The organism is Brevundimonas sp. ALps5 (genome assembly GCF_058681645.1).
This window is the reverse complement of sequence record NZ_CM178744.1, coordinates 3715692-3729414: the sequence shown is the minus strand read 5'-3', so window position 1 is coordinate 3729414 and position 13723 is coordinate 3715692. Positions and strand designations below refer to the sequence as shown.

The following is a 13723-nucleotide window of genomic DNA, read 5'->3' as shown; positions in this document are numbered from 1 at the left end:
TTACTCGCCCGGGAGGCAGAGCGGCCGCTTGCCGCCGTCGCGGATGAAGGCGACGATTTCCATGATCTCGGGCAGGTCGGCGTAGGTCGCCTCGACCCCGTCCAGACGGTCGGCGAAGACGCCACCCCCGCTTTCTTGGCCGCCCTCGAACAGGTCGCGGAAGGCGGCCAGCAGGCGGCGCACCGCGTCCTTGCCGTAACCCTTGCGCTTCAGCCCGATCAGGTTGAGTCCGTGCAGCCGCGCGTGATTGCCCCAGGCCGAGCCATAGGGGATGACGTCGCGGGTCACGGCGGCCAGACCGCCGACGATGGCGCCCTGCCCGACCCGGCCGTTCTGGTGCACGGCGCACAGGCCGCCGAGGAAGACCTTGTCCCCGATCTGGGCATGGCCGCCGAGGGTGGCGTTGTTGGCCATCACGACGTTGCTGCCGACGATCGCATCATGCCCGACGTGGGCGCCGGTCATGAACAGGTTGTTGGAGCCGACGCGCGTGACGCCCGAACCCTGCGGCGTGCCCCGATTGAAGGTCGAATGCTCGCGGATCGAGTTGTCCGACCCGATCTCCAGCCGCACAGGCTCGCCCTTGTAGCCGTTGTGCTGCGGGTCGCCGCCGATGACGGCGAAGGGATGGACGATCGTACGGGCGCCGATCGCGGTGTCCTGCTGGACCACCACATGGCTGACCAGGGTGACGTTCTCGGCCAGGCTGACGCCCGGTCCGACCGTGCACCATGGACCGATCTGGACCCCGTCGGCCAGCTGGGCCTCGGGGTGGACGATGGCGGAGGGATGGATGACAGCCATGATCAGGTCGCCGGCTGGTCGACCTTGACCACCATGGCCATGAACTCGGCCTCGGCGGCCAGTTTGTCGTCGATGAAGGTCTCGCCCCGGAACTTGTAGGCGTCGCCGCGGGCGCGGGTCACGATCACCTTCATGCGCAGCTGGTCGCCCGGCCGTGCGGGCTTGCGGAACCGCACCCCGTCGATCGACATGAACATGATGACCTTGTCCGCCACGGCGACGTCCATGGTCTTGGACATCAGCAGGGCGCCCGTCTGGGCCATGGCCTCGACGATCAGCACGCCCGGCATGACCGGATCGATCGGGAAGTGGCCCGGGAAGAAGGGCTCGTTGTGGGTGACGTTCTTGATGCCGGTGATCGAGGTCCCCGGCACGAAGTCCTCGGCCTTGTCGATCAGCAGGAACGGGTACCGGTGCGGCAGGCGTCGCATGACCTCGGCATAGTCGATCCGGTCGTTCTCAGTCGCGTCACTCATCAGGCCGATTCCTTCCCGCCTTTCCTTTGGGCGACCTGTTTGGACACCCAGACGGTTTCACGCAAGAATTGTCGAAGCGGTTTCGCGGGATAGCCCGACCAGACCTCGCCCGCCGGGATGTTGGCCAGGACCCCGCCCCCGGCCGCGACCGCCGCCCCGTCACCGATGGTGATGTGGTCGCCGACGCCCGCCTGGCCGCCGAACATGACGCCGTCGCCGACGGTGACCGAGCCCGACAGACCGCTGTGCGCCGCCATCAGGACGTTTCGGCCCAGCACGCAGTTGTGCCCGATCATGCACAGATTATCGATCTTGGTGTTCTCGCCGATGACCGTATCGTCATAGGCGCCGCGGTCGATGCAACTGTTGGCCCCGATCGTCACGCCGTCCTGCAGGATCACCCGGCCCAGTTGCGGGATGTCGACCACCCCGACCTTCGACCCGGCGGCGCCGAAGCCCGCCTCGCCGATCCGGGCGCCGGCATACAGCTTCACCCGGTCGCCGATCAGGGCGAAGCCCACCGTGACGTTGGAGCCGATCACGCAGTCGCGGCCGATCTGGACGCCCGGGCCGATGACCGTATTGGCCCCGATCCGCGTACCCCGGCCGATGCGCACGCCTTCGCCCAGCACCACGCCGGGCTCCAGGACGACGCTGTCGTCCTCGCAGGCCTCTTCGCGCGTCGCCAGGGTATCGAGCGTGCGCGCCCGGTGAAGGCGCAGCGACGCCCGCGCCCAGGCCGCCTGGGCCTCGCCGGAGGTGATGATCGCCACCCCTTCCGGAACCGCATCGGCCGCCGAGGCGGGCACGATCACGCAGCCGGCCTTCGTCTCCGAGAGCGCGGCGGCGAATTTGCGGTCGGCCAGAAACGACACCGCGCCCCGGTCCGCGGAGGACAGGGGCGCGACGGAGGCGATCTCGGTCTCGCCGCCCCGGACGACCGTCCCGCCGATCAGCTCGGCCAGGGCGGTCGCCGTCAGGGACGGCAGGGTCTCGAAGAACCGGCGATCGGGCATGGGCCCGACTTACTGGCCCTGGGCCTGGACGGGAACCGGCATGCGGTTGAAGGTCAGACTCGGCAGCGTGCCGTTCAGGCGGCTGATGGCCAGATCGGTCACTTCCATGTCGGTGTTCAGCATGAAGACGCTTTCGCGGTCCAGCATGAGGCCGCAGCCCTTCTCGCGGTAGATGGCGGTCAGGATCGGCTCGACCGCGACCGTGATCAGGCGGCGCTGTTCGGCCAGGGTATAGCGCAGTTCTTCCTCACGGGTCTGCTGCAGCTGCTGGGCTTCCTGGGCGCGCTGGCGCAGGGCCTGGCCGCGTTGCTGCTGCTCGGCCTGCGGAATGGTGTTCGCGCCCTGCTGCAGGGCCTGGGCCTCGGCCTGGATCGAGGTCTGATAGGGCTGCAGCTCACCGTCAACGTCGTTGACCAGCTGTTGCATGCGGGCGTTGACCGATTGACCGGCCATGGAGGCCGCCATCAGGCGCTGGCTGTAGAAGACGCAAACGCCCGGGATGACCGGACCGCCCGGGTTGGCCTGAGCGGCCTGGGGCGCGGCCTGGGCGGCGGCCGGCGCGGCGGCGGCGGCGCGGGCGGGACGCGACTGGGCCGAAGCGGCCGAGGCGACGGTAAGCGAAGCCAGCGCCACGGCGCCGAGAGCGAGGATTTTCATGGGAAGCCTTTAGCGTCCTGGAGGACGCGCTGTTGATCAGAATTGGGTTGAAGTCGAGAAGCGGAAGGATTCCGTCTGGTCGTAGGTTTCTCTGGCCCAGACCTTGGAAATGTCGAAGCGGATCGGGCCCATCGGAGACTTCCAGTGGATGCTGACGCCGGATGCGGCGCGCAGCGACAGGTCGTCGACGATATTGGTGTCCTGAACGCCGGTGGTGGTCAGGGTATAGCGGTTGTCGAGCACGCCGAGGGTCCCCACGTCGGTGAACAGCGAGGTCTTGATGCCATAGGTGGCGGGCAGGAAGTTGGGCACGGTCAGTTCAACGGTTCCGACCGCGTAGAAGTTGCCGCCCAGGGAGTCATTCGTGGTCAGATCGCGCGGGCCCAGGCCGGCCGTCTTGAAGCCGCGGAAGGTGTTGCCGCCGCGGAAGAAGCGGTCGTTGATGCGCACCGCATCGCCGGCCCAGCCGCTGACATAGCCGACCGAACCGTCGACGCTGACGATCCAGGCCGGGGTGACGCCGTAATAGACGGAGGCCTCGACCTCGGTCTTGAGGTAGTTCACGTCGCCCCCGACGCCCGCCAGATCCTGGCGGAGCGTACCGTTCCAGCCACGCGTCGGGCGGATGGGGTCGTTGCGGCGATCGATGGCCAGCGTATAGCCGACCGAGGAGTTCAGCGAGGCCCCGACCTGTTCGCACAGGGCCCGCGAGCCGGAGCCGCCGGTGGAGCAATAGCCGGTCGGGACGATGATCTGGTCGTCCTTGATGAAGTAGCGGGTGCTCAGGCGCGTATAGCCGTTGATCGGATACGACAGGCGCAGGCCGGCCCCGGTCGAGCGATAGTCGAACGACGATTCGGTCTGGAAGTTATAGCGCGAGTGGAACAGGTCGAAGCCGGCGCCGATGTCGCGGCCCAGGAATTTGGGCTCGGTGAAGCGGAAGTCCAGTTGCTGGCGCAGCGAGCCCCACTCGGCGCGGGCCACCACGTTCTGGCCGCGGCCGCGGAAGTTCCGCTCGGTGACGCCCAGGTTGAGCACGAAGCTGTCGACCGACGAGAAGCCGGCGCCGACCGAAAGCTCGCCGGTCGGCTGTTCCTCGACCTTGACGTTGACCACGGTGCGGTCGGGCGCGGAGCCGCGCACCTCGTCGATGGTCACGTCCTTGAAGAAGCCCAGGGCGCGCAGATTGTTGCGCGAGCGCTCGATCAGGGTGCGGTTGAAGGCGTCGCCCTCGGTCAGCATCATCTCGCGGCGGATGACCGGGTCGATGGTGCGGGTATTGCCGACCACATTGATGCGGTCGATGTAGACCCGCTGGCCTTCGGAGATGTTGAAGGTGACGTCGACGGTGTCGGTCTCGGGGTTGGCCCGATAGGTCGGCTTGATGTCGACGAAGGCATAGCCCGCCGAACCCGCCGCGAAGGTCAGGGCGTCGACCGAGCTCTCGATCTTGTCGCTCTCGTACAGCTGGCCTTCCCGGATCGGGATCAGCAGTTTCAGGAAGTCGGCGTTCAGGCGGCTGTTTTCGGTGACGACGTTGATCTTGCCGAAATTGTACTTGTCGCCCTCGTCGACCGTCATCGTCAGGCCGAAGGCGTGGTCGTCCGGAACCAGCTCGGCGACGGCGGAGACGATGCGGAAGTCGTAATAGCCCCGGTTCGTATAGAATTTCCGCAGCTGCTCGCGGTCATAGTCCAGACGGTTGGGGTCGTAGTTGTCGTTGGAGCTGAACAGCCGGTACCAGGCCGATTCCTTGGTGACCATGACGTCGCGCAGGTCGTTGTCCGAAAAGGCGGTGTTGCCCAGGAAGGTGATGGCCTGAAGCCCCGTTTCCGGACCTTCGTTGATCTCGAAGACCACGTCGACGCGGTTCTGCTCCAGCTGGACCAGCTTGGGCGTCACGGTCGCCGAGATACGGCCCGACAGGCGGTACAGTTCGATGATCTTGCCGACGTCTTCCTGCACCTTGGCGCGGGTGTAGATGCCGCGCGGGGCCAGGGTGACCTCTTCGGTGAGCTTCTTCTCGGTGAGGGCGCTGTTCCCTTCGAAGGTCACCTGGTTGATGATCGGGTTCTCGACGATCGAGACCACCAGGTCGCCGTTCGGCTGCAGGCCGATCTGGACGTTGGCGAACAGCTGGGTGCGGTTCAGGGTACGGACCGCGACGTCCAGGGTCACGGCGTCGACCGTGTCGCCCGGCTGGATCGGCAGATAGGACAGGACCGTGGTCTGGTCGATGCGCTGGTTGCCCTCGACCAGGATGCGGTTGACCACGCCCCGCTCTTCCGGACGCGGCGCGGCGGCGGCCGGAGCGGCCGTCTGGGCCGGAGCCCCCGCGGGCGCGACCTGAACGGTCGGCGGCGCGGCCGGGGCTGGCGTGGGGGCGGGCGCCGGCGCGGTCTGGGCCATGGCGGTCCCGCCCAGGCCCGCGGCGATGACAAGGGTCATCGCACTGCAGAGCGGCGCCCGGAAGCGGGCGGCCATGGCGGCGGGAGCACGTCGGTCGGTCATCATCATACGGGAAACCATCGGGGGCAGGCCTCGGCTCAACTGACGAGCCCGCCGAGGAATTTGAACAGGTTCAGCTTCTGCAAGTCGTTCCAGGTCGCGAACAACATCAAACCCGCCAGCAAAGCAAGACCGACCCGGTATCCCGCCTCCTGAACCCTGGCCGCCACGGGTTTCTGCGCCACAGCTTCGTAGGCGTAGAAAACCAGGTGACCACCGTCCAGAACCGGGATGGGCATCAGGTTGATGAAGCCGATTCCGATCGAAAGTAAGGCGGCAAGGCTTACCACGCTGAAGAGCAGATTGACGGCGATCGCGAGCGGATCGGGATTGGCGGCCACGGCGGCGCTGGTCACCGCGCCCGAGGCCTTGGCGATGCCGAGGGGACCGCTCAGCTGGTCGCCCGATTCGCGGCCGCTGAAGATGCGTCCGATGTAGGTCAGGGTGGTGCCCAGGACGTCCTTGGTCTGCAGCACGCCCTGCCCCACCGCCTCGATGGGATTGTAGCGCACGAAGCGGGTCTCGGCCCGCGTCGAGGACAGCAGCAGACCCAGGCGGGCGACCTTGGTCCGACCGGCGACGGGGTCGTCCACGGTCAGCCGTTCGGGCGTCGCCGTGATGAAGATTTCAGCGCCGCCACGTTCGACGGTGAAGCGGATCGGGTCCCCGGCGCTCAGCATGACCTTGGCGGTCACCTCGCGGGAATCCTGGATCGTGCGGCCGTTGATCCCGGTGATCAGGTCTCCGGTCCGGAATCCGGCGACGGCCGCGGGCGTGCCCGCCCCGACCTCGGCGACCCGGGCCGGGCTGAAGGCCTTGCCCAGGATGGAGAACATCACGGTGAAGATCAGGATGGCCAGGATGAAGTTGGCCACCGGCCCGCCGGCCGTGATCAGGGCCCGCTGCCACACCGGCTTGAAGTGGAAATAGTCGCGCTCGGCGCCCGGGCCGTTCTCGGCGATGACACGCTGGCGCAGCTCGGCCAGACCGGCCTGGTCCGGCACGCTGGAGGCGTCCAGATCGCCCGCGAACTTCACATAGCCGCCCAGCGGCATCCAGCCGACGCGCCATTCGACGCCCTGCTTGTCCGTGCGGCTGAACAGGGCCCGGCCGAAACCGATGGCGAACCGGTCGATCTTTACCTTGAAGGCGCGCGCGACCCAATAGTGGCCCAGCTCGTGAATGACGATCACAGGCGTCAGCACGACCATCACCGACAGGATGGCGATCAGGATCTGCCCCAGACCGTTCAGCATTCGCGTTCCGTACTCCCCAACCGCCTCAATGGCGGCCCTTTCGACGTCCTAGGCCGCGACGGCCAGTCCGCTGACGATGGTCTCCGCGATCCGCCGAGCCTCCGCATCGACGGCCAGGGCCGCGTCGCAGGCGTCTTCAGACGTGAAATCCATCCCCGAGCGTGTCGCTCGATCAAGGGTTTCGGCGACGACTGCGGCAATATTGAGAAAGGCCAGCCTACGGTCAAGAAACGCGTAGGCGGCGACCTCATTGGCGGCGTTGAACACCGTCGGGGCCGAGCCGCCCGCCGACAGGGCCTCACGGGCCAGTTTCAGGGCCGGGAAGCGCACATAGTCAGGTGCCTCGAAGGTCAGCTTGCCCAGCGCGGCCAGGTCCAGTTTCGGCGCCGGCCAGGCCAGGCGGTGCGGATACGCCAGGGCGCAGGCGATCGGCGTCTTCATGTCCGGCGGCCCCATCTGGGCCAGGGTCGAGCCGTCGACGTACTCGACCATCGAATGGATCACCGATTCGGGATGGACCACGACGTCGATCCGTTCGGCCGGCATGGCGAACAGATAGGCGGCCTCGATCGTCTCCAGACCCTTGTTGGCCATGGTCGCGCTGTCGACCGAGATCTTGGCGCCCATCGACCAGTTGGGATGGGCCACGGCCTGTTCGGGCGTCATCCGCGCCATCTCGGCCAGCGGCGTCCTGCGGAACGGCCCGCCCGAGGCGGTCAGGACCAGCCTTTCGACCCGCTCCGGCGCCTCGGCCGGAAACACCTGGAAGATGGCCGAATGTTCGGAATCCACCGGGATCAGCGTCCCGCCGCTCTTGCCGATGCGCTCGATCAGCCGAGGACCGCAGCAAACGAGGCTTTCCTTGTTGGCCAGGGCCAGGGTCGCCCCCGTCCCCGCCGCCGCCCAGGTCGAGCGCAGCCCCGCCGCGCCGACGATGGAGGCCATGATCCAGTCCGCGGGCCGGGTCGCGGCCTCCACGACGGCCTCATCCCCGGCCGCGACCTCGATCTCCAGCCCGTTCAGGGCGTCGCGCAGGTCCTGCAGACGCTTCGGATCGGCGACCACCACCTGCTTCGGCTTCCACCGCCGCGCCTGTTCGGCCAGTCGGGCGACGTTGCCGCCCCCGGTCAGGACCTCGACCTCGAAAGCGCCGGTCCCGGCCGCCTCGGCCTGATCCATCAGATCCAGCGTCGAACAGCCGACCGAACCGGTCGACCCCAGCACGCTCACGCGCCGCCGGATCATGCCGCCCGCTCCAGCAGGAGCACCAGCCAGCGGCCCAGCGCCACCACCACGACCGCGAACATCAAGCCGTCGACCCGGTCCATCAGCCCGCCGTGGCCGGGAATCAGATTGCCCGCGTCCTTGACCCCAAAGCGGCGCTTCAGCCCGGACTCCCACAGGTCTCCGGCCATGGTGGCCAGCGCGGCGGCGAGGCCCAGCACCCCGCCCCAGAACATGTTCAGGCGGCCCATCTCCAGCCAGTGCGCCATCCCGGCTCCGGCGATCATCCCGGCAGTCAGCCCGCCGATGAAGCCGGACCAGGTCTTGTTGGGCGAAAAGCGCGGCCACAGCTTGGGGCCGCCCACGGCGCTGCCGACCAGATAGGCCAGGATGTCCGAGGCCCAGGCCACGGCGAAGACCAGCACCGTCCAGTGCAGTCCGACCGGCGAATGATTGTCTCTCAGCCAGATCAGCAGCACCGCCGGCCAGCCCAGATAGAGGACGCCATAGGCCGCGTTCAGCGCCTCCTGCCCCCGGCTGCGCGCGAACATGCCTGCCGCCCCGGCCCCGAAGACCAGCAGCACCAGGGCCAATGAAAGTTGCCCCGCATGCGCCGTCACGACCGCCGCGAACAGACCGAGCGCCACCGCCCCGGTCATCATCCGCCAGGCGCCGGGCGCGCTCATCATCGCCCATTCCACGGCCAGCAGGGCGCAGGCGATCAGGATCAGGGCAAGGAACCACACGCCCCCGGCCCAGGTGGCCAGAACCGCTGCGGGCGCCAGCACGACGGCCGACGCGGCGCGAATGCCGATGTCCCCGACCTTGAGCGCCATCAGCCCGTCGCGAGCGCCGGTTGCGGCATCAGTCCGCCGTAGCGGCGTTCCCGGTTGCGGTACTGTTCGACGGCGTCGCCCAGCGGACCGGCGCCATAGTCGGGCCAGAGGACGTTCTGGAAGACCATCTCGGCATAGGCGGCTTCCCACAGCAGGAAGTTCGACAGCCGCTGCTCGCCCGAGGTGCGCACGATCAGGTCGACCGGCGGTCCGCCCGCGGTCGACAGGCCGGCGCCCAGGGTCGCCTCATCCAGCGGGCCGGTGGCCTCTCCGGCCAGGACCTTGTCGATATGGCGCTGGGCCGCGTCGACGATGTCGGCCTGACCGCCGTAGTTGAACGCCACCTGCAGCAGGAAGCGGGTGTTGTGCGCCGTCTGGGCCTCGGCCCGGTCGACGATGGCGGCGATGTCGGTCGGCAGGCCCGTGCGGCGGCCCAGAACCCGCACCCGCACGCCCTCGCGCGCCAGCCGGTTCAGGTCGCTGGCCACATAGGACCGCACCAGACCCATCAGGTCGGACACCTCTTCCGCCGGACGGCGCCAGTTCTCGGTCGAGAACCCGAAAACGGTCAGGCACTCGATGCCGTACTGGGGCGCGGCCTGGACGGTGCGCTTCAGGGCCTGGACCCCCTCGCGGTGGCCCATGGCGCGCGGCAGCCCCCGGGCCTGCGCCCAGCGACCGTTGCCGTCCATGATCAGCGCGACATGCTTGGGGCCGTCAGAGGCCTCGGGCAGACCGGCGGTGGGTGCCGTCATTTCATTTGCGTCCTGGCGAGCCTGAGGCGGACCTCAGACCTGCATGATCTCAACTTCCTTGGTCTTCAAGGTCTCGTCGATGCGTTTGATGGCGGCGTCGGTGTCCTTCTGGACCTCGGTCTCCATCTTCTTCTGTTCGTCCTGGCTGATCTCGCCCGCCTTCTCGGCCTTCTTCAGGTCGTCGTTGGCGTCGCGGCGCACGTTGCGCACGGCGATCTTCTGCTGCTCGGCGTATTTGGCGGCCAGCTTGACCAGGTCCTTGCGGCGCTCTTCGGTCAGCGGCGGCACGGGAATGCGCAGGGTCTGGCCGTCGGTGACGGGGTTCAGGCCCAGGCCGGCGGCGCGGATGGCCTTCTCGACGGCGCCGACCATCGACTTGTCCCAGACGCTGACCGACAGCATGCGCGGCTCGGGCACGCTGATCGCGGCGACGGCGTTCAGCGGCGAGTTGGAGCCGTAGGCCTGGACCTGGACCGGGTCCAGCAGGCCCGCGTGGGCCCGGCCGGTGCGCAGGCCCGAATATTCCTCTTTCAGCGTGCTGACCGACTTGTCCATGCGGTCGCGGTAGGTGCTCAGATCCGGCTTCGCCATCTTGTTCTCCTTGAGTCTCTTATAGTCAGACGCTTGCGGCGTTGTCGCTGATCACCGTGAACGCGCCCTCGCCGCGCAGCACGCGGTGGAAGGCCCCCTCCTCCCGGATCGAGAAGACGACGATCGGAATGCCGCTGTCGCGCATCAGGGCGACGGCCGAGGCGTCCATGACGCGCAGGTCCTGGGCCAGCACCTGCTGATAGGTCAGGGTGTCGTAGCGGGTGGCCTTGGGGTCCTTCTTGGGGTCGGCCGTATAGACGCCGTCCACGCTGGTGCCCTTCAGGAGGGCGTCGCAGCCCATTTCGGCCGCGCGCAGGGCCGCGCCCGAGTCGGTCGTGAAGAAGGGCGCGCCGACGCCGGCGGCGAAGATCACCACCCGGCCCTTTTCCAGATGACGCAGGGCGCGCCGCCGGATGTAGGGCTCGGCGATCGCCGGCATGGTCAGGGCGCTCTGCACCCGGGTCTGGACGCCGATCTTCTCCAGCGCCGCCTGCATGGCGAGCGCATTCATGACCGTGGCCAGCATGCCCATCTGGTCGGCGGTGGCGCGGTCCATGTCCCCGGCCGCCTTCGACAGGCCGCGGAAGATGTTGCCGCCGCCAATCACCAGGCAGATCTCGATGCCCTCGCTGGCCACCGAGCCGACGGCCCGCGCCACCTCGGCGACCGTCTTCATGTCGATGCCGTAGGGCTGATCGCCCATCAGCACCTCGCCCGACACCTTCAGCAGCACCCGCTTGTATTTCGGGGCGTGGTCGACGTCGGACATGGGAAAGCTCTTTCGCGAGGGGGCGGCGCGGATTCGGGACAGCGCCTTATAGACGAAGGGCGCCCCTCGCTTCAAAGCCTTACAGCGACGATCTTTTCAGGATCGTTTCAGTCTCGGGACGGCGTGGCGAACGGATCGCTCGGCGTCGGCAGGGTCGGCAGCGGCATGCGCGGCAGGGGCTCATCGCTGTTGGCGGCGCTCAGCAGCACGCTGGCCAGCACCACGGCCGCCTGACGCAGATCATCCGCCTTCAGATGGTCGTAGGTGTCGACCGAGGTGTGGTGGATGCGGCTGTTGTAGTCCAGCGGATCCTGGATGAACTGGAAGCCCGGAACGCCGACGGTCTGCATATAGACGTGGTCGGTGCCGCCCGACGGACGCAGGCCCACGGTCGTCACGCCCATGCTCTCGAACGGCTTCAGCCACTCGGCCAGGATCGGGGCGGCGGCGATATTGCCCTCGGCGTTGATGCCGCGGATCTTGCCCGAGCCGTTGTCGATGTTGAAATAGGCGACCAGGTCAGAATAGGTCGGGCGCGGCTGGATCGGCCAGCGGGCGCGCCAGGTCCGGCCGTTCGGCAGGGCGTCCAGAGCCGCGTCGCCCGTCGGCGCCCGCGTCGCCAGATGCTGGTCGACATAGGCCAGAGAACCCCACAGTCCCTGCTCTTCCCCGCTCCACAGGGCGAAGCGGATGGTGCGCTTGGGCTTGACGTTCATCGCCTTCAGGATGCGCGCCGCCTCCATGATCACCGCGCTGCCGGCGGCGTTGTCCGAGGCGCCGTCGCCCGCGACCCAGCTGTCCAGGTGGGCGCCGGCCATGACGTATTCGCCGCCCCGGGCCGAACCCGGGATGTCGGCAATGATGTTGTAGGCGTTGACGTCGCTGTCATCGTACTGGACCTCGCTCATCAGCTCCAGGGTCGGCGCCGTGCCGCTCAGGGCCAGACGGGCCAGCCGGCGATAGTCTTCGGCCGCCAGCTCCATGCCGGGCACCGTCGGGGTCTGGCCGACGCGGTAGCCCGAGCCGGTCCCGTGCAGCAGGTCGCCGTCACGCGCCGACATCCGCACCAGGGCGATGGCGCCCTCGGCCTTCAGGAAGGCGTCCAGCTTGCCGGCGAAGTCGGCCTGCGGGCTGCGCAGGCCCCGCTCGGCCGCCGCCGGGTCGTTGTTGGGCTGGGAATAGGACATCCGGTCGGCCAGCTGGGCGTCGGTCCAGCGCAGGAAGGGCGCCGTGTCCGGCTCCGAACCCGTGCCCGGGGCGCTGATCATGACGATCTTGCCCTGCAGCTTGCCCTTCCAGGCGTCGAACTGGCCGGCCGAGGTGATCGGGGCGACCACGACCGGGCCGCTGATGGTCCCGCCGGTGCCGGGTGTCCAGGCGATCGGGATGGCGTGCAGGTCCAGCGGACGGGGCTCGATCATCCGCGCGCTCGACCGCACGATCGACCAGCCGCGGCCGAACTCGAAGCCCTCGGCATGGACGTTCGACAGACCCCAGTCGCGGAACTGCTGCTGCGTCCAGCCCTCGGCCTGACGCATGGCCGGAGAGTTGGTCAGGCGGCCGCCGATGACGTCCGTCAGATGCTGGGCCGTCTGCATCACCTGCGAGTGGTTCAGACCCTGATCGACGATGCCGTTGACGGCGTTCAGATCGACCTCCTGGGCCAGCGACGGCGTGGCGATCAACAGGGTGGCGGCGGAAACGGCGGCAAGCAGACGTGACATGAAGAACGGCCCCAACTTCAATCCAGACTCAAATGAGGCCCTTCTGTGCCCGGAACCGTGGCGGTTCGCAAACGGGTTGACCTTTGGGCATGCAAAAGGGGCCGGCGATCGCTCGCCGGCCCCTTCGCTACTCTTCAACTGACGCTGGGGCTTAGCCCTGCATCATCGAGGCGACTTCCGAAGCGAAGTCCGGGCCTTCGACCTTCTCGACGCCTTCACCCAGGGCCAGGCGCACGAAGCCGGCCAGGTGCAGGTTGGACGAGCCGAGGTCCTTGGCCGTGTTGGCGACCAGCTGCTCGACGGTCACGTCGGGGTCCATGACGAACGGCTGCTTGGTCAGCACCACGTCCTTCTGGAACTTGTTGATCTGGCCTTCCACGATCTTGGCGATCATGTTTTCCGGCTTGCCTTCTTCCTTGGCCTTTTCGGTCAGAACGGCGCGTTCCTTCTCGATGGCGGCGGGGTCCAGGTCGTCGGTGTTCAGCGACAGCGGGGCGGTCGCGGCGACGTGCATGGCGATCTTGCGGCCCAGTTCGCGCAGGGCGGTCTTGTCGCCCTCGCCTTCCAGGGCGACCAGAACGCCGATGCGGCCCAGGCCCGGCGAGACGGCGTTGTGGACGTAGGAGGCGACGACGCCTTCACCCACGGCCAGACGCGCGGCGCGGCGCAGCTGCATGTTCTCGCCGATGGTGGCGATCATCTGGGTCACTTCGTCCTGGACGGTCTTGCCGTTTTCCAGAACCGCGCCGTGCAGGTCCTCGACCGAACCGTGCTCCAGGCCGTGGACGGCGAAGGCGTTGGCGGCGTTCTGGAACAGCTCGTTGCGGGCGACGAAGTCGGTTTCCGAGTTGAACTCGATGGCGGCGCCGATTTCGCCCTTGCCCTCTTCGCGGGTGGCGACGGCGACCAGGCCTTCAGCGGCGACGCGGTCGGCCTTCTTGGCGGCCTTGGACAGGCCCTTGGCGCGCAGCCAGTCGATCGCGGCGTTGATGTCGCCGTCGGTCTCTTGCAGGGCCTTTTTGCAGTCCATCATGCCCACGCCGGACTTGGCGCGCAGTTCCATCACGAGGGCGGCGGTGATCTCAGCCATTGTATAGCTCCTTGGGG

13 protein-coding genes are annotated in these 13723 nt (G+C 67.9%); all 13 read right to left on the bottom strand.

All coding sequences use genetic code 11. The features are described 5' to 3' along the window. Positions 1-804 (bottom strand): acyl-ACP--UDP-N-acetylglucosamine O-acyltransferase, encoded by an 804-nt coding sequence (lpxA, locus tag ACW172_RS17825; RefSeq protein WP_492032762.1) that lies wholly within the window; start codon positions 802-804, stop codon positions 1-3. A gap of 2 nt (positions 805-806) precedes the next feature. Then, positions 807-1289: a 3-hydroxyacyl-ACP dehydratase FabZ gene (gene fabZ, locus ACW172_RS17820; protein WP_492035012.1), complete on the bottom strand. Its 483-nt coding sequence runs from the start codon at positions 1287-1289 to the stop codon at positions 807-809. Then, a complete protein-coding gene (gene lpxD, locus ACW172_RS17815; RefSeq protein ID WP_492032761.1) occupies positions 1280-2296 on the bottom strand; it encodes a UDP-3-O-(3-hydroxymyristoyl)glucosamine N-acyltransferase in 1017 nt (338 codons plus the stop codon). The genes fabZ and lpxD overlap by 10 nt, the downstream gene beginning before the upstream one ends. 9 nt (positions 2297-2305) lie before the next feature. Next, entirely contained in the window at positions 2306-2953 is a 648-nt protein-coding gene (locus ACW172_RS17810; protein ID WP_492032760.1) for an OmpH/Skp family outer membrane protein, read from the bottom strand. 36 nt (positions 2954-2989) lie between these two features. After that, a complete protein-coding gene (bamA, locus tag ACW172_RS17805; protein WP_492032759.1) occupies positions 2990-5482 on the bottom strand; it encodes an outer membrane protein assembly factor BamA in 2493 nt (830 codons plus the stop codon). A gap of 17 nt (positions 5483-5499) precedes the next feature. Beyond that, on the bottom strand, positions 5500-6717 hold the full coding sequence (locus tag ACW172_RS17800; RefSeq protein ID WP_492032758.1) for a M50 family metallopeptidase: 1218 nt from the start codon (positions 6715-6717) through the stop codon (positions 5500-5502). 48 nt (positions 6718-6765) lie between these two features. After that, positions 6766-7962, bottom strand: coding sequence for a 1-deoxy-D-xylulose-5-phosphate reductoisomerase (gene dxr / locus ACW172_RS17795; RefSeq protein ID WP_492032757.1), 1197 nt, complete (start codon positions 7960-7962; stop codon positions 6766-6768). Then, entirely contained in the window at positions 7959-8777 is an 819-nt protein-coding gene (locus ACW172_RS17790; protein WP_492032756.1) for a phosphatidate cytidylyltransferase, read from the bottom strand. The genes dxr and ACW172_RS17790 overlap by 4 nt, the downstream gene beginning before the upstream one ends. Then, a complete protein-coding gene (gene uppS / locus ACW172_RS17785) occupies positions 8777-9532 on the bottom strand; it encodes a polyprenyl diphosphate synthase (RefSeq protein ID WP_492032755.1) in 756 nt (251 codons plus the stop codon). Before uppS ends, ACW172_RS17790 begins: the two co-directional genes overlap by 1 nt. 33 nt (positions 9533-9565) lie before the next feature. Then, the gene (gene frr, locus ACW172_RS17780) at positions 9566-10123 is read right to left on the bottom strand and encodes a ribosome recycling factor (RefSeq protein WP_492032754.1); all 558 of its coding nucleotides are present in this window, start codon (positions 10121-10123) and stop codon (positions 9566-9568) included. A 25-nt stretch (positions 10124-10148) separates the two neighbouring features. Next, positions 10149-10892: a UMP kinase gene (gene pyrH / locus ACW172_RS17775; RefSeq protein ID WP_492032753.1), complete on the bottom strand. Its 744-nt coding sequence runs from the start codon at positions 10890-10892 to the stop codon at positions 10149-10151. Positions 10893-10999: 107 nt separating this feature from the next. After that, entirely contained in the window at positions 11000-12616 is a 1617-nt protein-coding gene (locus ACW172_RS17770) for a M20/M25/M40 family metallo-hydrolase (RefSeq protein WP_492032752.1), read from the bottom strand. A 151-nt stretch (positions 12617-12767) separates the two neighbouring features. After that, positions 12768-13706, bottom strand: coding sequence for a translation elongation factor Ts (tsf, locus tag ACW172_RS17765; RefSeq protein ID WP_492032751.1), 939 nt, complete (start codon positions 13704-13706; stop codon positions 12768-12770). Positions 13707-13723 lie beyond the last annotated feature (17 nt).

Bases quoted from the DNA above. Each gene is read 5' to 3' on its own strand.
- uppS (WP_492032755.1), bottom strand. From the start codon at position 9,532: ATGACGGCACCCACCGCCGGTCTGCCCGAGGCCTCTGACGGCCCCAAG.
- pyrH (WP_492032753.1), bottom strand. From the start codon at position 10,892: ATGTCCGACGTCGACCACGCCCCGAAATACAAGCGGGTGCTGCTGAAG.
- lpxA (WP_492032762.1), bottom strand. From the start codon at position 804: ATGGCTGTCATCCATCCCTCCGCCATCGTCCACCCCGAGGCCCAGCTG.
- ACW172_RS17810 (WP_492032760.1), bottom strand. From the start codon at position 2,953: ATGAAAATCCTCGCTCTCGGCGCCGTGGCGCTGGCTTCGCTTACCGTC.
- ACW172_RS17800 (WP_492032758.1), bottom strand. From the start codon at position 6,717: ATGCTGAACGGTCTGGGGCAGATCCTGATCGCCATCCTGTCGGTGATG.
- lpxD (WP_492032761.1), bottom strand. From the start codon at position 2,296: ATGCCCGATCGCCGGTTCTTCGAGACCCTGCCGTCCCTGACGGCGACC.
- ACW172_RS17790 (WP_492032756.1), bottom strand. From the start codon at position 8,777: ATGGCGCTCAAGGTCGGGGACATCGGCATTCGCGCCGCGTCGGCCGTC.
- bamA (WP_492032759.1), bottom strand. From the start codon at position 5,482: ATGGTTTCCCGTATGATGATGACCGACCGACGTGCTCCCGCCGCCATG.
- frr (WP_492032754.1), bottom strand. From the start codon at position 10,123: ATGGCGAAGCCGGATCTGAGCACCTACCGCGACCGCATGGACAAGTCG.
- tsf (WP_492032751.1), bottom strand. From the start codon at position 13,706: ATGGCTGAGATCACCGCCGCCCTCGTGATGGAACTGCGCGCCAAGTCC.
- dxr (WP_492032757.1), bottom strand. From the start codon at position 7,962: ATGATCCGGCGGCGCGTGAGCGTGCTGGGGTCGACCGGTTCGGTCGGC.
- ACW172_RS17770 (WP_492032752.1), bottom strand. From the start codon at position 12,616: ATGTCACGTCTGCTTGCCGCCGTTTCCGCCGCCACCCTGTTGATCGCC.